Here is an 18,322-nt window from a genome sequence, read left to right as displayed (position 1 = left end):
GCTATTTCGTATCGTATTAATTTTTTCAACTTATGTTTGATCGACTTATTTCGTTCTCTATCAAGAACAAAGTAACTATCGGGCTGTTTACGCTGGCACTGGCATTGGCTGGTGTGTATGCCATCTACAACCTTCCGGTTGATGCGCAACCCGATATTACCAATAACCAGGTGCAGGTAATTACCCAAGCCCCTAATTTAGGTGCACAAGAGGTAGAGCAGTTCATTACTGCACCTATAGAACTCTCCATGGCCAATATTGCCGGTATCATCGAGAAACGCTCCATTTCACGCTCCGGCATTTCGGTAATCACCCTTGTTTTTAAAGACAATGTAGATGTGTATTGGGCCAGGGCGCAGGTAAACGCACAGCTCAAAGAAGCCGAAAGTTCCATTCCGAAAGGCTTGGGCGAACCCATGCTGGCCCCAATTACTACCGGCTTGGGCGAAATCTATCAATATGTAATCCACCCTAAAAAGGGCTATGAGGATAAATATACTGCTACAGACCTCCGTACTTTACAAGATTGGTTGGTGCGCACCCAGTTGGCGGGCACGGCAGGTGTGGCAGAGGTTAGCGGATGGGGAGGCTATGTTAAGCAATATGAAATTGCTTTGGATAACGACAAGCTCAACGCCCTAGGATTGACCATTCCCGAAATTTATACCGCCCTCGAAAAGAACAACGAGAATACAGGTGGTTCTTACATCGAACAGCAGCACAATGCCTATTTTATTAGGGGATTGGGACAGATCCAAAACCTAGAAGACATCCGGAAAATTGTGGTCAAAAACCAAAACGGATCGCCTATTTTGATCCGTGATATCGCCACGGTGCAGTTTGGCAGTGCTACCCGTTATGGAGCCGTTACCCGTAATGGCAAAGGCGAAGTAGTGGCCGGCGTAACACTCATGCTCAAAGGCGAAAACTTTAGCCAGGTGATCAGGCATGTGAAAGAACGCATGATACAGATCCAAAAATCGCTACCCGAAGGCGTGGTCATAGAACCTTTTATAGACCGTACGGAACTGGTGGGCAGGGCGATGGGTACTGTAAAGAAAAACCTGTTAGAAGGAGCGCTCATCGTTATTTTTGTGCTGGTGCTCCTACTGGGTAACTGGCGGGCAGGATTGGTAGTAGCTTCCGTAATCCCCTTGGCCATGTTATTTGCCTTTTTCATGATGCATTTGTTCGGTGTATCGGGTAATTTAATGAGTTTGGGTGCCATAGATTTTGGACTGATTGTAGATGGTGCCGTGATCATTGTAGAAAGCGTCGTGCATCATATTGCTACAGGCAAATATCGACAACAAGGCATTTTAAAGCTCAGTTCGGCACAAATGGACGAAGAAGTAAACAACAGCGCCAGCAAACTGATGAAATCTGCTGCATTTGGTCAGCTGATTATTCTCATTGTATACCTGCCTTTGCTTTCTTTAGTAGGCATTGAAGGGAAAATGTTCAAGCCAATGGCCCAAACTGTAGCTTTTGCCATTTTGGGTGCGTTTATCCTGTCGTTAACCTATGTGCCCATGGCTAGCGCCTTGTTTTTGAGCAAAAAAACAGAACATAAGCCCAATATTTCCGATAAACTGATTGCCTTTTTGCAAAGGATTTATCAACGGGCATTGGTCGGGGTACTCAAAATTAAGGTAATTGTAGTTGTTGCTGTGTTTGTATTGTTTTCGATAGCGATATGGGGTTTTAGCCGGATGGGTGGCGAATTTATTCCCACTTTGGAAGAAGGCGATTTGACCGTAGAAATTTCGATGATGCAGGGCACCTCCCTTTCTGAAGCGGTAAGTACATTTAGCAAAGCCGAAAAACTGTTGAAAGACAAATTTCCAGAAATTAAGCAGGCCGTTACGCGTATCGGAAGTTCCGAAATTCCGACAGACCCCATGCCTATGGAAAGGGGTGACATGATGCTCTCCATGCTGCCCAAAAGCGAGTGGAAATCGGCCACCAGCCGTGAAGAAATGATGGAGAAAATGGAAGAAGTATTGTCCGTTATTCCGGGAATCAAGGCAGAAATTTCACAGCCCATGCAGATGCGTTTCAACGAACTGATGACGGGCATTAGACAAGACGTAGCCATTAAGATTTATGGAAACGACTTGGATGTACTGGCCCAAGAAGCCAATAAAATTGCCAAATTGATTCATGATGTGGAAGGCGTAAACGAACCTTTTATCGAAAAAGTGAGTGGCTTGCCACAAATTCAAGTGGCTTACGATCGGAATAAAATGGCGCAATACGGATTGAACATCAGTGATGTGAATATGATCTTAAAAACCGCATTTGCAGGCAGTGTAACCGGCGTAGTTTTTGAAGGCGAAAAACGCTTTGACCTGGTGATCCGATTAAACCGCGAATTGCGGGAAAATATCTCGAGCGTAGAAAACCTGCTCATTCCGCTTCCCTCTGGCAATAAAGTTCCTTTAAGCCAAGTGGCTGGGATCGAATTTAAAGATGCACCAGCCCAAATTTCAAGAGAAGAAGGAAATCGACGCATTTATGTTGGCTTTAACGTAAAAGACCGCGATGTAGAAAGTACGGTAAAGGAAATCCAGCATAAACTAGATAGCGAACTGAAGCTCCCAAGTGGTTATTATTTAACCTATGGCGGGCAGTTCCAAAACTTGCAGGCCGCCAAAGCCAGGCTATCTGTTGCAGTACCCATGGCATTGATTTTAATCCTCCTGCTGCTTTATGCAACCTTTAGAAAGGTAAAAGACAGTCTGCTCATTTTTACAGCCGTTCCATTAGCCTCAATTGGAGGCATTGCTGCCTTGTTTTTACGGGGCATGCCTTTCAGTATTTCGGCTGGGGTTGGTTTTATTGCCTTATTTGGAGTTGCCGTGCTCAATGGGATTGTATTGATCGGTTATTTTAACCAGCTCAAGAGCGAAGGAGTTGATAATATTTATGACCGCGTGCTCGAAGGGACTAAAACCAGGCTTAGGCCCGTGCTTATGACGGCTGCGGTTGCATCTTTAGGCTTTCTGCCCATGGCGCTTTCTACCAGTGCAGGTGCCGAAGTACAAAAACCATTGGCCACCGTAGTTATTGGGGGTTTAATCACTGCCACCTTGCTTACCCTGTTTGTGCTGCCCTGTCTCTATCTTTTGTTCAATAAAAAAGAAACCAAAAAACTAAAAATGCCCAAGCTGATGAGCCTGCTTTTTGTATTGTTTTTAGGGACTGTGGGCACAGAAGCAAAAGCCCAGCAAAAACCTTTGCGCTTGGATAGTGCCATTGCCAAAGCTTTGCGCAGTAACCTTGAGCTCCGTTCTTCGGGCCTAACCGTAGAACAGGCCAAGGCTTTGCAAAAATCGGGCGTAGATTTGCCAAAAACCGAATTGGTACTCACCCAAGATCCAACCAGTGGTGGCAACATGGACAATGCCATCGGGATTACCCAAAACATTGCCTGGCCGGGACTATATGCCAAACAGCGTAAACTGCTAAACCAACAAAGCACCTTGGCCCAGCGCGGCCACTTGGCCACACAAGCCAATATTACGAGGGCTGTACGCAATGCCTGGTATACACAGGCACTGTTTCAGGAAACCTTACGCATTTTGAATTACCAAGACAGCTTGTATGCAGGTTTCGTAAAAAAAGCAGAGGTAAGATTTAAGACCGGAGAAACCTCCAACCTCGAATTAATGAGCGCCCGAAACAAATACCAAGAAATAAAAGCGATGAAAATTGGGGCTTTGGCCGACTTAAAAACAAATGAGCTGGCCCTGCAGCAACTGCTTAATACGCAAGACGCTATTGTGGTAGAAAGCAGTTCACTGCCTCTCTTTTTAACGGAAGCAGTCCCGCTTCAAACGGGTAAAAATGCTTCTTTGGGAGTTGCCCAGCAGGAGATAGAAGTAGCCAATGCCAAAATTGCGGTAGAGCGTTCTAAAAATAGGCCCGATTTTATCTTGGGCTATAACCAGCAATTGGTGGTTTCGGGGTTTAATCCGGCTAATATCAGCCGAACCTATTCTCCAGGAACACGCATTGCAGGCATTCAGGTAGGTGTAGCTTTGCCACTGTTTAACCAGGCGGGCAGAGCGAAAGTAAAGGCCGAGCAAATTGGGGTACAGGTAGCCCAAAGTAATTTTGAAAATGCACAATCGCAGCTGAAATTGGTTTACGAGCAAGAGCTGCAACACTACCAAAAATATAAGCAGCTGGTAGACTATTACCTCAACACTGGTCTTAAACAGGCCGACGAACAGTTGCGTATTGCTCAAGTCTCATTCAACCTCGGTGAAATTGGATACATCGAATACATCCAAAACACCAGCGCTGCAGTGCAGGCTAAACTGGCTTACCTCGAAGCTGTGAGCCAACTCAATCAATCAGCCATTCAAATACAATATTTAAAAGGAGAATAATCATGCAAATTCAGAAATATAAACAGCTCATTTATTTAACAGTGCTTAGTGTTGGCTTTTTAGCCTCATGCAGTAACGAGCAAACCAAAAAAGAAGCGCCCATCGCTCCTGCCGAAGCCAAAAAGGAGGCCCTCGAGCTAAGCGCAGCACAATTAAAGGCTGTAGGCATTGAAATTGGTCCGCTGGAACAGCGAAACCTCAGTGCTGTAGTCAAAGCCAATGGCCAGTTAGCGGTACCACCCCAAAATCAGGCTGATGTAAGCGTACTGTACGGTGGCATTATTAGTCGGATCCATGTGCTCGAAGGTCAACAGGTAAAACAAGGACAGGTGTTGGCCACTGTTAAAAACCAAGACCTCATTAAGCTGCAACAAGACTACCTGGCCAATAAAAACAGCTTCACCTATGTACAGGCAGAGTACGAAAGACAAAAACAACTGAGAGAAGCCGGCGCCGGAACGGGGAAATCCTTCCAAGCTTCGGAAGCCAATTTTAATGCCGAATGGGCGAGGCTCAAGGCCTACGAAAGCCAATTGAAGCAGCTGGGTATTTCGGTAGCAAAGATAGCTGCAGGAAATATCGTTTCACAATTTCCGGTATTGTCGCCTATTAATGGTACTGTTGGACAGATTACGGCCAATACTGGCGCTTTTGTACAGCCGGGAACTTCGATTATGGAAGTGGTGGACAATTCGAAAATCCATTGCGATTTAACGGTATTTGAAAAAGACCTCATGGCCGTAAAAATTGGGCAACAGGTTAATTTTCAGTTAACCAATCAAAATAATCAGGTAATTACCGGAACCATTAATGGCGTTAACAAGTCTTTTGAGAACGAAAGCAAAGGCGTAATTGTGCATGCAGTTATCCATAATCCACAGCACCAAAACCTGATCCCTGGCATGTACGTAACCGCATTGATTAATGTGGGTAGCCAAAAAGATTGGGCGGTACCTGTTACGGCATTGGTACAATCGGGTGGGCGTTCCTATATTTTTGTGGTGGAAGAACACCACGATGCCAAAGGCGATGATTATAAATTCAAAAAGATAGAAGTGGCCACAGGAGTGAGCGAATTGGGCTTTACCCAAATCAAACCGCTTGTTGCGTTGCCAGCTAAAACTACCTTGGTAACCAAAGGCGCTTTTTACCTCGAATCGAAAGTGGCCAGTGGTGCCGAAGAGGAAGAATAATTTTGTCCCCCTTTGGAGGGGGTAGGGGGAGGTGACAAATCTAAATCGGGTTCTTTAAAATCTTGAACACATATTCTTTGTAATTGGTGCCAATGGGAATTTCCTTGGTGCCAATTTCAATATCGTGCGGGGTAAAGGCCGTTATCTTTTTAAGGTTTACAATAAAGGAACGATGGATGCGCAGAAAATTTTTGCCTTCCAATTCCATTTCGATATCGCTGATTTTATATTTCGCATTGAGCTGTTGTTCGGTGCAATGGATAATGATGTAATCCTTAAAACTTTCTACGTACAGGATATCGTTGGTATGGAGCTTCCTGAATTTGTTGCCGGTTTTAATGTATATGAAATCGGTTTCTGCCGTTGGAGTAGCGAATGTGGGTTGTGGCTGTGCCTTTAGCCTCAGGTAACGGTCAATGGCCTTAAAAAAGCGATCAAAAGTAATGGGTTTTAAAAGGTAGTCTATAATGTCGAGATCGTAGCCTTCTACTGCATATTCTCGGTAGGCCGTGGTAATAATTACTGCCGGCGGATTTTTCAAGGTCTTTAAGAAATCAATCCCTGTAAGCTGTGGCATTTTGATGTCCAGAAATATCAAGTCGACCTGTGTTGTGCGCAAAAACTCTAAAGCTTTAATGGCGTTGCCACAAGTGCCGGCCACTTCAAAAGTATCCAGCAAGGCCACATGGCTCTTCATTAGCTGGATCGCCAATGGCTCATCATCAACTAATAGACACTTTATTTTTGAAGACATCTGGGTCTAAGTTTATGTTTAATAATACCGTAAATATATCGTTAGCTGTCGAAATGCTAAGCTCGTAGTTTTTTCCGTAAATCAAATCCAATTGCTTTCTGATGTTGTTGAGGCCTATTCTCTCTGATGGCTCCTGATGGGTTTTCACAAAAGAATTGGCAATGGCGAACTTGAACAGGTTGTTTTCGAGGCTGAGCGCAATATTAATCATCGGATTGCCTATGTCTTCTCCGGCTCCATGTTTAAAGGCATTTTCGGTTAGCGACAATAAGATTAAAGGTGCAATAGGTGCATCGCGATCAATTTGATGCCTGAAATTTACCTGTAGGCGATCGGTATAGCGCAGTTTTTCCAGGCCGATGTAATTGTGCAACAATGCAATCTCGCTTGAAACAGGGACGTAAGTGCCATTGCAGCGATAGAGCACATGGTCTAAAATTTCTGAAAGGCCTGCAATAGATTTAGAGGTAACGGGCGAGCTGATCACCGAAAGCGAATAGATGTTGTTGAGTGTATTGAACAGAAAATGAGGGTTGAGCTGGGTCTTTAATACCTTGAGTTCGGTTTCTGTTTTTTCTTTTTCGAGCAAAAGCGTTTTTTGCTGGGCCAAGTACTGTTCTTTGATCAATTTGCAAAAGCCGAAAATACAGGCAATGGTAAAGTTGTGTATAAAGTATTCTTCAATGAGCCAAGGTATATCGGTCAAGATTTCGAGCAGCGATTCCTTTTCAAATGGATGCGGCCTTACCAATTCCTCAAGTAGATATATGCCTGTAGCGCGGGTAAAAACAGTGATGATATAGCTTCCTACAATAAAATAAAGAATGACAAAAAGATAGTTTTTTGCCGTCATCAATTTGGGGATGATCAGATAGGCCATGAAATAGGCCAAAATCATGTAATAAAATACGCGGAAGGCACTTTTTATCACTTCTGTCGTAAAAGATTCGCGGAGTTGATAATTGTGGTCGTAGCCACTCACGGTCAGCACAAATACCACCAGCCAAAAAAGAAAATGGCTCGCCATACGGTTTCTGCTGCTCCAGCGTACAACTTTTTCGAACAATGACATAAATCAAATATAAGGTTTGGCTAGGTTATTATCCTTTTGGTGCGTTTCGAGGTTGATCATTAATAATACGGCAAACATTTTGTCTTCTGTAGAGATATGGAGGCTATAATGGCTACCATAGATCAAATCAAGCTGTTTTCTAATGTTGTTCAATCCTATTCTTTCAGATTGCACCCTAGTTTTGTCTTCTACAAAGGTGTTGGCTACTAAAAATTTGAATTGATTGTTTTCAAGACTAAGTTTAATATTGATGCTTGGGCTGCCAATGTCTTCCCCTGCTCCGTGCTTAAAGGCATTTTCTGCTAAAGAGAGCAGAATTAATGGGGCAATGGCTACGTCTTGATCTATCTTGTGCTGAAAATCTACCTGTAAACGATCGTTGTAACGCAATTTTTCTAGTCCGATGTAATTATGGAGCAAGGTAATTTCTGTTGATACGGGCACATAGGTTTCGTTGCAACGATTGAGGATATGGTCTAAAATTTCTGAAAGCTCTGTAATGGATTTAGAAATAACCGGCGAGTCGATGAGCGAGAGCGAATAGATATTGTTGAGCGTGTTAAACAGAAAATGCGGATTAAGCTGTGCCTTTAAGATATGCAGTTCGGCTTCGGTTTTTTCTTTTTCTAACAAAAGCTTGCGTTGCTGCATCAGGTATTGGTCTTTAAGCAGTTTAAAAAAGCCAAAAATCCAGGCTACAGAAAAGAAATGGATAAAATAGCGTTTGATCAGCCATGGAATATCGGTAAGGATTTCGGCAATCGATTCTTTTTCAAAAGGCGGAATCCTGACAATGGGTTCGAGCACATGAACGGTAAGGATGCGCAATAGAGCAGTTATCGCATAGCTGCCAATCAAGAAATAAACTATGGCTGCGGCGTATCTTTTTTTAGTAGTCAGTTGCGGAATAATCACATAGGCTACAAAGTAAGAACCGAGCATGTAAAAGGAAACATAGAAAGAGGTTTTGATCAGCTTGTATTTCCAGATCTCATCGTAGGCCGGATCAAAGTCAGAAACGGTAATGATAGACACGGTCAGCCAAAAAATAAGGTGGCTAGCTAATCGGTGTTTGCTGCTCCAGCGTACGGCTCTTTCAAATAATGACATTGTTTCAAATATAAGATTAGTAGCCAGGCAATCGGCCAATTAGCGACGAATAAGTAAAAAATGCCTATGGATAGCAGCAAAACATCGACGGACTGGCTTGGTCTTTAAGAATTGCCTATCAGGAGGTATAATCCCCCTATTTGTAGGTACTTTATTTTTGGCCTGGTCTAATTCCTCATTTTCGGATTTATAAACCCAAAATAATGAAGAAACTGAAGAAACTGCTTGTGCTGTTGCTGTGTTTGTACAGCTTGCCGAGCTTGGCTCAACAAAGCCCAGAGATTACCTTAAAAGGCAAAGTACTGGAAGAAAAAACGAAACAGCCTTTAGGACAAACTGGCGTAGCAATTATTTCTGCTGCTGATAACAAGATGCTAAAAAGCACATTAACGGATAGTGCCGGCGTTTTCTCAATCGCAATCGCTCCAGGCAAATACCGCATTAAAATAGAATTTATCTCTTATAAGCCTTATATTTTAGAAAACCAGCAACTAGATAAAGATACTGATTTGGGTACTGTGCTTTTAAAGGAAGATGTAAAGCTGCTTAAATCGGTCAGTATCATCGGAGAAAAATCTACAGTTGAGCTTAACCTGGATAAAAAAGTATTTAACGTTGGCCAAGACTTGATCTCCAAAGGAGGTACAGCCAGCGATATCCTCAACAATGTGCCTTCGGTAAGTGTAGATGCCAATGGAACGGTCAGTTTAAGAGGTAACACTGGCGTGCGCGTGCTCATTAACGGCAAGCCTTCTACCTTGGTTAGCAACAATGGCTTAGATCAGCTATCAGCTGGCAACATCGAAAAGGTGGAGGTGATTACCAATCCATCGGCACGTTATGAGGCGCAGGGTGGAGCCGGAATTATTAATATCGTACTCAAGAAAAACCTGTCTTCGGGACTGAATGGGTCTGTACAGGCCACTGCCGGCGATCCGGCCAATTACGCAGGCAACCTGAACCTGAGCTATAAAACCGAAAAATTTAACCTGTTTTCTAACCTAGGTTATCGTTACCGTAATCAATATGGCGATGGAAGCATTACACAAAAAACAATAGCAAACGGCCAAACCAATCAATTGCGCCAAAATTGGGGCGTAGGCCGCAACGACGATTTGTATAACATTTATTTAGGGGTAGATTATTACATCAACGAAAAGAATACGCTTACTGGAAGCTATAACCACGAACTGCTTAAAAACAAGGATACAACCAGTTATAACTACAATTATTTTAATGGAAGCAATGTGTTGGACAGTGCCATCAGCCGTTTCGAAAATTACCGGGAGCCCCAAAAATATAACCGCCTGGATTTAGATTACGTGAAAACCTTCGATCGCAAAGACCGCAAGCTGACCGTTAGCCTGCGCTATGATTTTTGGAACGATGATGAAAACCAGGACATCCGCCAGCAAAAATATTTTCCAACGGGCAACCCGATTTCACAACTGCTCACCCGCGATATCGAAAGCAGCGACGATATCTACATCCAAAGTGATTATGTAACCGGTTTTGGAAAAAACGCACGTTTTGAGGCGGGTGTCAGGGCCGATTTGCGTGCCATTAGGAGCGATTATTGGTCTAAAGCTGATGGTGTATTGCTCGAAGCTTTTACCAACAAGCTCAAATACGATGAAAACCTGTACAGTGGCTATCTTCAGTTTGGCAACAAGATGAATAAGCTGAGCTATTTGTTGGGCTTAAGGGCCGAACTATCAGACATTGGGATTGCTGATCGTAAAGAAACATTTAAGCGCGACAAAAACTACCTGAGCCTATTTCCTACCATGCACTTGACCTATAGCCTCAAAGAAAATGTAGACCTGCAATTGAGCTATAGCAGAAGGATTGACCGACCTAGTTTTTTTCTGCTGAACTCTTTTTCGGGTTTGTCTGACACCAGAAACCTGACCACGGGCAATCCAGATTTGGATCCCTCTTTTTCCGATTCGTTCGAATTGGCTTTCCTGAGAAAATGGGGCAAGTTTACCATAAATCCATCCATTTATTTTTCACATAACAAAAACTACATCCAAAATATCTTGAAACAAAGCGATGTAGGATTTGTAAGCACACCCGTGAACCTTGATTACGAAAACAGGTATGGTTTTGAACTCAACACCATGTATAATCCGCTAGCCTGGTGGCGCTTGTCATGGGATTTCAATTATTATGGCTACCGGCAGCACGGGTCTTATGAAGGGGTCGATTACAGTTCGAACAACAACACCTGGACCACACGGATAAGCTCTAGGATGCGATTTGCCAAAAATCTAAACATAGAAGGTACGTTTAACTATCGCGGAAGGAACGAAGATGTACAGGCTGTAAACAAGGGCCAGTATCGTGTAAATGCCGCCATCAGTAAAGATTTCTTTAAGGAAAAAATGTCATTGACCATTAGTGGTGTCAATATTTTCGACTCCTTCATCAATCAGCAGAATTTTGTCACGACCAGCTACCAGCGCGAAACTATATTCAGGCCAGTTGGCCGGTCGGTTTTGGCCACGGTAACCTACAGGTTTAACCGCAAAAAAAGCGAACAAGATCGTTTGCCCGACGAATAAATCTTAACTTAGGTGTTGTTAATCATCCTGTAATGAAATTATCGATCACACTAGTCTGCTGTTGCCTGTTTCTCGTTTTGGGTTTTAAAATGAAACCAATTGAGAGGCAACAGACCAAAGGAAAGGCACAAGTTTATTTGCTCATGGGCCAATCTAACATGGCTGGCAGAGGGCCACTAACCGACGAATACAGAAACATGCATTTCGATAGGGTTTTTATGCTCGATGCTGAAGGCAATTGGGTGCCGGCCAGGCATCCAATCCATTTTGATAAGCCTAAAGCGGCGGGTGTGGGCCCGGGTTTGGCTTTTGGTGCCGATTTGGCCAAAGCCTATCCGCAAGATACCATTTACCTGGTGCCTTGTGCGGTTGGAGGCACATCGATTGCAAAATGGGAGCCTGGTGCCTATGATGAGGCCACCAAAACCCATCCGTATGACGACGCCTTGCTGCGCATCGAAGCCGCTATGAAGAAGGGACAAGTTGTAGGTGCCATTTGGCTACAGGGAGAATCGGATAGCAATCCAAAAAGTGCAGCGGTTTATTTGGAAAAATTAACCGCATTGATTGATCGTGTACGCAAGGTTACCCACAACCCTAGGCTTCCTTTTGTAGTGGGCGAGCTGGGTACCTACCGCGAAAGGTATGAACTCATTAATAAAGTGATCCGTCAAGTGCCATCAAGCATTAAATATACCGGTACAGTTTCTTCAGAAGGTTTAGTACATAAAGGCGATACCACACATTTTGATAGTCCATCAGCAACCACTTATGGCCATCGTTTTGCCCAGGCTATGCTTAAGCTAAAGCAATAATACGCAGTTGGCAATTTTCAGCTGATAATTTCAATTAGAACAAGCGCAGAAAAAAGCCCCAGCCAATTGACATGGGGCTTTTTTTATTTGTTAATTTAAGGAAGTGTACTCAAGTTAACGGTAGGGGCTGTACCGGTAGCAGTACGTGTAAAGCTTGCTGGAGTAGCGGTGTAATTGGCAAAGAATCCGCCGTTTTGCAAGAAGAATTTTCCACTCTCCACACCGCCTTTATAATCCATTCGCTGTTCGTTGCTTCCCGTGGCATCTTTGCTAAAAGAAGCATTGGTTACTTCGGTCCAACTGCCAGTTGCCGTTTTATACCATTGGTTGCCATACAAAGCCTTACGGCCTAAATAGCCATTGTAATCCAAAAAGTTCTCTAAAAACGAATACATGCCCGTAAGATAAGTGCTGGTGTTAGGTTTATGCCAAGTGGCCAGAAAACGCCAGGTACCGCTTTCAGGCGTATATACCCAAGCAGAATAATCTGTACTGCCAGCACCATCAGGTTTGCCTTGTGTTAAAAATTTATAGGTATTGCCTGCAACCCAGTTAAAAACAAGGTAAGATTGGCCTCCTTCACCTTCTCCGCCAAAACGGCCTGCGGTAACCCCGGTTCCGGTACGGGTAACCGTAGTTTGGCCAGTGCTGGGATCCCAAACCGAAAACAGGAATTTTCGTTGGGTAGCCGAGTTTACCTGCATGCCAAAATAACCCCCAGAAAATCCATTGGCCATGTAATACGAGCCGATTTTATCTTCGCCGGTTGGTACGGTAATCTCGCTGTAAAACCATTCTGTATTAGTGCCCACGCTGTAATTAAGGTGAACCGATGGCCCTCTGCGCGACCAGTAGTAATTAGTGGCATCGTTGGCGTATTGTACACCAGATGCTACGGCTGGTCCGCTGATAACCAGATCAGACACATCGCCAAAGTAAGATCCCGTTTTGCTTAGTCCTTTGATGTCCACTTTTACATAACCCGGGCTACTTACCGTTACCGTTCCAATGGGATGGGTAGTGGCCGCGGTACCAGTAATGGTTTTGGTAAATACCGTACCGTTAATGGTTACCTGAATATTGCTGCTGCCCGATGGTACGGTTGCTTTTAAGGCAACAGTTACATCGCCGGTTAAACCTAGCCTAAAATACACGCTGGTAACGGCATTGGCCGATGTCCAGTTGTGCAGGCCGGTAGAATTGATGAGCTCTGCACCGCCATTGGCAGTGATAAAGGCATTGCCACCCAAGCCTACGGTTAGCGACGAACCGCCCAGGCTATTCGCGGTATTGGTATTGGCCGGGGGCAATAGTTTTTCGGGTGTTTCATCGGCACCAATGCCGGCTTGTTTTTTACAGGCTCCAATAGCCAATAACAGGCAAATGCCCATGGTAACCCTTAAATAATGCTTTTTCATAGCTGTTAAGTTTAAATAGGGATGATTGGGTTATATATAGATTTGGTTTAATACAAGCCCAGTTCGGCCAGTGCGGCAAATTGCAGCCCATCTTGTGCCGAGTTGGCAATTACCTTGAGGTACCTAAACGTTTGCGCACTGCTAAAATCAAAATACTGTGGTCCATTGGCATTTTGTGCTACGTAATTTCCGCGCGAAGTAAAGGTGGTGCCATTGGTACTGGTTAGTATTTCGAAGTTCTTAATCGCCCTGCTCAGTCCGCTTCGCTGCGTTAGGCTCAACCCGCTGGCTGTTTTGGCCGAACCTAAGTCGATCACCACATTGTGCGGATAAGAAGTAGCTGTGCCTGTCCAGCGCGAATGCCAATAAGTACTGCCATTGCCATCAATCAGCCTGGCTGCCCTGCCATTGGTTGCCCCTTCGCCACTGGTTTCTTCAGAGCTGAAAGAGTAGATGCTCCATCCGGTTTTGCTCAACTCGTTCTTGGTGCTGAAAGCAAGGACGGGAACACCACCAGCAAAGGTATAAGAATAGATTTGTTCGGTTACCGTACCGTTATCATGTACCAGTTTTACCTTCAATTCGTAAGGAATGCCATCGGCTTTTTCTACCAGGTCGGCGATAGGCATCACCACCCTAAAACTGTCGGTTCCGATTTTCTTCGATTCCCAGGTGATGGCATTGTAATCGTGGTTTACACCCGTGCCTTCGTTGTTTACATTCGGGTCATTGTAGTACAAAATGCTGGTTACATTGCCCGTTGAGGTAAACTTGCCCGATACCACAATAGCCGCCAAAGAAGTAGAATAGCTGGCATATATTTTATTGATGTTCGAGGTAACCGATCCATAATACGTATTGCTATTGTTGTTAAATACCTGATTGGTGTTTAAAATCGCGGCATCCGCTGCGGTTAAAAAAGTTGGGCTTTTACCTAGGGTGCCATTGCCGGCCCACATCAAAGCCATGCCCAATGCCGAGTCGGTGCTAGCTCTTTGCCTATTGTGTGGCAAGTTGAGGCCGTGGCCCAGCTCGTGTACCAAGCCACCAAACCATACGCTGAAACGATTGCCTACCGCATCGGTCTTACCCAGGTTTTGGATGTCCATTTCTTCGTAGTCTAAGGCATAGCACCATCGGCCTGTGCCATAAAACGGACCACCACTTGGGGTGCCGTTCGACCCAATGGAATAGCGTGGAATAATAATCAACGTATGATCGCTGGTTTTATCAGCCGGATGTGCTGCGAAATAGGCGTTCACCTCGCTGGCTACCGCACCCGAACCGCCAGAGTAAGGATAGCCGCTTTTGGGCAGACTGCCTCTAATGGTTAGGATTTTTACGCCACCCGAACCATCATTAGCTAAGCCAAAAGTTTTGTTGCCATAGCCATTGCGGTTCATTTCTTGTTTATACCAGTCTTGGGTCCACAATAAAAGGTCGCTCAATCTTTTTCGGTAACCGGATAAGGTATCGAGGTCGTTGGGCACGAAATACACAATATTTACATTACGCGTTTGGGTAATGATGTTGGCCAAGGCCGACTTGTTGTTGATGGTAAAATTCTTGTCTTCGGGTTGGGGTGTTTCGGTCTTTCTGCAGGAAAGCATAAAGAGAGCAGCACAGCAAATGCCCGCCAAGAATAGGTTGGTTTTTTTCATAAGATAAAAATTTAGTCTAGGTTATAGGGTTTAGCATTGTTTCAATGTATTTGCTGTAGCTCAGCCTCTTTTCAACCTTGATTGTACCGGAACAAAACGGTACATTATTTGCCAAACCAGGCCTCTTTCCAAACTTTTAGCAGAAAATGGAGCGTTCGAAAATAGATTTGTTCATCGTTTTCTAACAATTAAGTTACAGACAAATTGAACGGATGGTATGCAACAAAGCCACGCAAACGTTTGACTGGTTTGTGCAGGATAGCGGATGGGGCAAAAAGCCTATTATGCGCTTAGGCTACCAAGTTGATCGTTTTTGTAGATTGAGAATCAGGGCTTTAAAAATTTAGATCGCGCAAACGTTTGATTGGAGGGTAATTCAGGCTTAGGCCAAGAAAAGAGAAGCAAAATGAATTTAGCTTATATCAATTTTACGATAGAAGACATATAAGAACAGAAGGTTTCATATGATCCGAGTACTTGCGATAAACATTGAGTAGAGATCTTTTAGCAACGAAACAATGGTGGTGTTGTTAAGATTTCCAACTTTATACTCCTCGTCTTTTTTCCAAAAATGATTGTAATAAATATAATCCTTTAAATCTATCATTTCTTGTTGCCCAAACAAGTGGAGCGCATTAGCATTGTCCAGCTGAATAAAAAGATCTTGAGCAAGATTGATGCAATCTAACAACTCTAATGATTGTTCCTTGTCATTTAATGTAGCTTCATTGAAATTGTTAAAAACCGAGAAGTCGTTAATGTTATAAGCTTCGCTAAAATCATTTTCGTTTATCCAGTTTTCATAATTCTTTACATCAAGGTATGGAGAAACGAAAGATCTAATAGAATTTTTAAGTTTTTCAATCGACGAAAACAGGAGTAGTTTTCCATCTACAACGAATAATTTGTCTATTTCGTCATCTGCCATATCTGTACCCCAAATCGTATAGCCTATCCTTTCTTTTAAATGAATAGAGATCAGGTATTTTCTATATTGTTCTGATTGAGGGAAGTCTCGCATTTTTTTAATGACGTTATACCTGAAAGATAAGATTTTGATTATATCCTTACTTTATAATAGAGCTGATTGTTCAGTTTAATATTGCTGCGCGATAGGACCGTGATATAGCAGGGGTCGGGTATTTCTTTCGGCTTGGGCTCTTTCATCTCTCTAATCTTTGAGTCTGGGCCAAACTGCAATAAGCTAGAAGTTATCGCTTCGCTACCCATTTCTAATTCCCCTTCAATATATACTTTAGCTAATATTGTCAGGTATAATTCATTCTCATGCATGCGATAACGGCCTTTTAACGTTATTAAATTCCTGGCATCATCACCATCGTTATATAAGTTTAGCACAAAAGTTCCATTTTTGTTAAACACAAAATTTTGATTCAGTCCACTGCCAACTATTTTGCTCCCTATTTGCCAAGTTCCAATCAGCTCTTCTTTTGTGAGGTAGGTACTCGTCTTTTTTTGCTGTGCAAACACAGAAGAGTTGCCTACAATAAGCAAAATGATTAGAAGTATTTTTCTCATAAGAAGTATAAATAGGTTGTGTCTGGTGTTTGAAATGGTTTATCCGCCGGGCTACATTTAGCATTTTAATTTCCTAAAATAATAAAATCTAGTCGTTTAGGTTGTACCAATCATCAAACCTTTTAGTATGACAAGTGTTTTATACTATACCATTTACATGCGCCAATTCACTTAATACCTTATTATCATGACAAAGTATTCGGAAAAAGCTGGCGAAAAAGTAGAAAAAGCCATGCACGAGAGAAAAGAAGGCACCTTAAAAAGCGGCTCGGGCAAAAAGGTAACTTCTAAAAAACAAGCAGTGGCCATTGGTCTATCAGAAGCCCGAAAAGAGGGCGCAAAAGTTCCCAAAAAGAAATAGCCATGAAAATCATCAGGAAAGGAGAAGTCTTCGGAATGTTCCTTTTGTTAGCCATCGGTTTGCTTGCCTGCCATGCTGATAAACAAGAAAGAACCCAATCCGATTCGGCCCTTGTTACACCTGCAGATACACTGAGCGCAGATACAACAAGGAAAAGCTCGCTAGCCGATACGACTAAACACAACTAGATGAGCCTGTGCGCTAAATAATAGATTCAATTTTAAATTAAAACCATAAAATCATGAGCACCGCAAAACAAACACATAACCATGCAGAAATTAAAGCTTGGGTAGAAGAACAAGGCGGCGTACCTGCCATTATTAAGGATACCCATACCAGAAATAGTGATGGTTTGTTAAGGATTCATTTCCCCAAACACAGTAAAGACCAAGATAGCTTCGAAGAAATTACTTGGGATAAGTTTTTTGAAGCGCTAGATTCCAACAAGCTGGACCTGCTTTACCAGGAAGAAAAGAAAAATGGCGAAGAGAGTACCTTCCACAAGTTTGTGGAGCGGCAAAACTAATCTTTCAAAATCTTGTCAAATGGCCATTGAACAATGGCCATTTTTATTTAATTGCCAGGTACTGGAACCAATTTCGGTGCGGTAATCCCTTTTTTCTCATAGGATTCCTTGTTCATTTGAAAATGCATTTCAGACATGCTGTTGAGGTATTTTTCCAACACATCCATGCCCATTTTTTTGCGCCGTTCATTTACGGTTTCAGGATTTTCTAAAGACCTGGGCACTGCTTGGCAGGTTTCCAAATTATAAGTAACCTGTGTGCCATAAACCTGTTGCTTCCCGGTATTTAATCGAACCCTGTCGGTGAGGTAGGCAAAATCGGTTGGCGAAGCATTATTCTTGGCAACTTCCTTCTCCATCGCTGCCAATATCTCTTGCTGAAAAGCCGGCCATTTATCCAGGTGCTGTACGAGCAGCCAGAAATTTTTAGAGCCTTCCTTGCCTACCCGATCATAGCCCGGATATCCCGTTTGCGGGAACATCGCCTTGAGCTTTTCATAATGATTGGTAAAAGTACTATCCTTCAGTTTCTGCCAAGCAGGCGAGTTAAAATCTATGCCTTTTGGAGGCAAACCAGCGGCCTTTTGATCGGCAACAACCATTCTGGCCAAAGTATCGGCTAAAGCCTTGTTTTGCTGCGCACGGGCAACAATTGTAAAAAATAAGAGGATAAAGAGCAATCGAATTTTCATGGACTAAATTTAGCTAATTTACCGCTTCTGACCATTGGAAAATAAAATTGTTACAAGTTGTAGCGTAGCCTTAAGTTCTGTGCATTAAAAACGATGGATGTTTTTGATTAGAAAAGCAAAGACAGCATTTCATCGTTAGTCCCGCTTTCAGCTCAAGTTTTTTCGCTTTGCTCAAAGCTATCGCTGTCAATCGGGTTTAGGAAAAAGCGGGTTCTTC

Annotated in this window: 15 protein-coding genes; 7 read left to right on the top strand and 8 right to left on the bottom strand. The window is 43.2% G+C overall.

What is annotated here, in order from left to right:
• The first annotated feature begins 32 nt into the window (after window positions 1–32).
• Entirely contained in the window at window positions 33–4,397 is a 4,365-nt protein-coding gene (locus tag AC570H_RS16985) for a CusA/CzcA family heavy metal efflux RND transporter (RefSeq protein ID WP_497356982.1), read from the top strand.
• A gap of 2 nt (window positions 4,398–4,399) precedes the next feature.
• Window positions 4,400–5,590, top strand: coding sequence for an efflux RND transporter periplasmic adaptor subunit (locus tag AC570H_RS16980; protein WP_497356980.1), 1,191 nt, complete (start codon window positions 4,400–4,402; stop codon window positions 5,588–5,590).
• A gap of 40 nt (window positions 5,591–5,630) precedes the next feature.
• Here AC570H_RS16980 and AC570H_RS16975 read toward each other — a convergent pair whose 3' ends face one another.
• The 3 genes from AC570H_RS16975 to AC570H_RS16965 are packed head-to-tail and all read right to left on the bottom strand — an operon-like array spanning window position 5,631 to window position 8,526.
• The gene (locus AC570H_RS16975; RefSeq protein WP_497356978.1) at window positions 5,631–6,344 is read right to left on the bottom strand and encodes a LytR/AlgR family response regulator transcription factor; all 714 of its coding nucleotides are present in this window, start codon (window positions 6,342–6,344) and stop codon (window positions 5,631–5,633) included.
• Entirely contained in the window at window positions 6,313–7,416 is a 1,104-nt protein-coding gene (locus AC570H_RS16970; RefSeq protein WP_497356976.1) for a sensor histidine kinase, read from the bottom strand. Before AC570H_RS16970 ends, AC570H_RS16975 begins: the two co-directional genes overlap by 32 nt.
• 3 nt (window positions 7,417–7,419) lie before the next feature.
• On the bottom strand, window positions 7,420–8,526 hold the full coding sequence (locus tag AC570H_RS16965) for a sensor histidine kinase (RefSeq protein ID WP_497356974.1): 1,107 nt from the start codon (window positions 8,524–8,526) through the stop codon (window positions 7,420–7,422).
• Between the two features lie 203 nt (window positions 8,527–8,729).
• Between AC570H_RS16965 and AC570H_RS16960 the strand changes: the two genes are divergently transcribed.
• Complete coding sequence (locus AC570H_RS16960; RefSeq protein WP_497356972.1) at window positions 8,730–11,093, top strand: TonB-dependent receptor; 2,364 nt, start codon at window positions 8,730–8,732, stop codon at window positions 11,091–11,093.
• An 89-nt stretch (window positions 11,094–11,182) separates the two neighbouring features.
• Window positions 11,183–11,908 carry a sialate O-acetylesterase gene (locus AC570H_RS16955; RefSeq protein WP_497356970.1) on the top strand — a complete coding sequence of 242 codons (726 nt, stop codon included), beginning with the start codon at window positions 11,183–11,185 and terminating at the stop codon, window positions 11,906–11,908.
• A gap of 95 nt (window positions 11,909–12,003) precedes the next feature.
• Here the strand turns inward: AC570H_RS16955 and AC570H_RS16950 are convergent, their stop codons facing one another.
• From AC570H_RS16950 to AC570H_RS16935, 4 genes are all read right to left on the bottom strand, one after another.
• Window positions 12,004–13,326 (bottom strand): DUF3472 domain-containing protein, encoded by a 1,323-nt coding sequence (locus AC570H_RS16950; RefSeq protein WP_497356968.1) that lies wholly within the window; start codon window positions 13,324–13,326, stop codon window positions 12,004–12,006.
• Window positions 13,327–13,373: 47 nt separating this feature from the next.
• Window positions 13,374–14,987 carry a discoidin domain-containing protein gene (locus AC570H_RS16945; RefSeq protein WP_497356966.1) on the bottom strand — a complete coding sequence of 538 codons (1,614 nt, stop codon included), beginning with the start codon at window positions 14,985–14,987 and terminating at the stop codon, window positions 13,374–13,376.
• Window positions 14,988–15,447: 460 nt separating this feature from the next.
• Window positions 15,448–16,008, bottom strand: a complete 561-nt coding sequence (locus AC570H_RS16940; protein WP_497356964.1) for a hypothetical protein — start codon at window positions 16,006–16,008, stop codon at window positions 15,448–15,450.
• Window positions 16,009–16,046: 38 nt separating this feature from the next.
• The gene (locus tag AC570H_RS16935) at window positions 16,047–16,526 is read right to left on the bottom strand and encodes a hypothetical protein (RefSeq protein ID WP_497356962.1); all 480 of its coding nucleotides are present in this window, start codon (window positions 16,524–16,526) and stop codon (window positions 16,047–16,049) included.
• A 187-nt stretch (window positions 16,527–16,713) separates the two neighbouring features.
• On the opposite strand from AC570H_RS16935, the gene AC570H_RS16930 reads away from it, so the two are divergent.
• Genes AC570H_RS16930 through AC570H_RS16920 form a run of 3 tightly spaced genes read left to right on the top strand, consistent with a single transcriptional unit; the run spans window position 16,714 to window position 17,413 of the window.
• A complete protein-coding gene (locus AC570H_RS16930) occupies window positions 16,714–16,887 on the top strand; it encodes a DUF6496 domain-containing protein (RefSeq protein WP_497356960.1) in 174 nt (57 codons plus the stop codon).
• Between the two features lie 2 nt (window positions 16,888–16,889).
• Complete coding sequence (locus tag AC570H_RS16925; RefSeq protein ID WP_497356958.1) at window positions 16,890–17,075, top strand: hypothetical protein; 186 nt, start codon at window positions 16,890–16,892, stop codon at window positions 17,073–17,075.
• A 53-nt stretch (window positions 17,076–17,128) separates the two neighbouring features.
• The gene (locus tag AC570H_RS16920; protein WP_497356956.1) at window positions 17,129–17,413 is read left to right on the top strand and encodes a hypothetical protein; all 285 of its coding nucleotides are present in this window, start codon (window positions 17,129–17,131) and stop codon (window positions 17,411–17,413) included.
• A 47-nt stretch (window positions 17,414–17,460) separates the two neighbouring features.
• Here AC570H_RS16920 and AC570H_RS16915 read toward each other — a convergent pair whose 3' ends face one another.
• Window positions 17,461–18,105 (bottom strand): DUF6624 domain-containing protein, encoded by a 645-nt coding sequence (locus AC570H_RS16915; RefSeq protein ID WP_497356954.1) that lies wholly within the window; start codon window positions 18,103–18,105, stop codon window positions 17,461–17,463.
• Window positions 18,106–18,322 lie beyond the last annotated feature (217 nt).

This window comes from Pedobacter sp. B4419 (genome assembly GCF_059693725.1).
Note: the sequence above shows the minus strand (reverse complement) of the source record. Positions and strands in the feature narration are given on the sequence as shown.

Bases quoted from the DNA above. Each gene is read 5' to 3' on its own strand.
- AC570H_RS16970 (WP_497356976.1), bottom strand. From the start codon at position 7,416: ATGTCATTGTTCGAAAAAGTTGTACGCTGGAGCAGCAGAAACCGTATG.
- AC570H_RS16985 (WP_497356982.1), top strand. From the start codon at position 33: ATGTTTGATCGACTTATTTCGTTCTCTATCAAGAACAAAGTAACTATC.
- AC570H_RS16920 (WP_497356956.1), top strand. From the start codon at position 17,129: ATGAGCACCGCAAAACAAACACATAACCATGCAGAAATTAAAGCTTGG.
- AC570H_RS16965 (WP_497356974.1), bottom strand. From the start codon at position 8,526: ATGTCATTATTTGAAAGAGCCGTACGCTGGAGCAGCAAACACCGATTA.
- AC570H_RS16915 (WP_497356954.1), bottom strand. From the start codon at position 18,105: ATGAAAATTCGATTGCTCTTTATCCTCTTATTTTTTACAATTGTTGCC.
- AC570H_RS16980 (WP_497356980.1), top strand. From the start codon at position 4,400: ATGCAAATTCAGAAATATAAACAGCTCATTTATTTAACAGTGCTTAGT.
- AC570H_RS16940 (WP_497356964.1), bottom strand. From the start codon at position 16,008: ATGCGAGACTTCCCTCAATCAGAACAATATAGAAAATACCTGATCTCT.
- AC570H_RS16955 (WP_497356970.1), top strand. From the start codon at position 11,183: ATGAAACCAATTGAGAGGCAACAGACCAAAGGAAAGGCACAAGTTTAT.
- AC570H_RS16945 (WP_497356966.1), bottom strand. From the start codon at position 14,987: ATGAAAAAAACCAACCTATTCTTGGCGGGCATTTGCTGTGCTGCTCTC.
- AC570H_RS16950 (WP_497356968.1), bottom strand. From the start codon at position 13,326: ATGAAAAAGCATTATTTAAGGGTTACCATGGGCATTTGCCTGTTATTG.
- AC570H_RS16935 (WP_497356962.1), bottom strand. From the start codon at position 16,526: ATGAGAAAAATACTTCTAATCATTTTGCTTATTGTAGGCAACTCTTCT.
- AC570H_RS16975 (WP_497356978.1), bottom strand. From the start codon at position 6,344: ATGTCTTCAAAAATAAAGTGTCTATTAGTTGATGATGAGCCATTGGCG.
- AC570H_RS16925 (WP_497356958.1), top strand. From the start codon at position 16,890: ATGAAAATCATCAGGAAAGGAGAAGTCTTCGGAATGTTCCTTTTGTTA.
- AC570H_RS16960 (WP_497356972.1), top strand. From the start codon at position 8,730: ATGAAGAAACTGAAGAAACTGCTTGTGCTGTTGCTGTGTTTGTACAGC.
- AC570H_RS16930 (WP_497356960.1), top strand. From the start codon at position 16,714: ATGACAAAGTATTCGGAAAAAGCTGGCGAAAAAGTAGAAAAAGCCATG.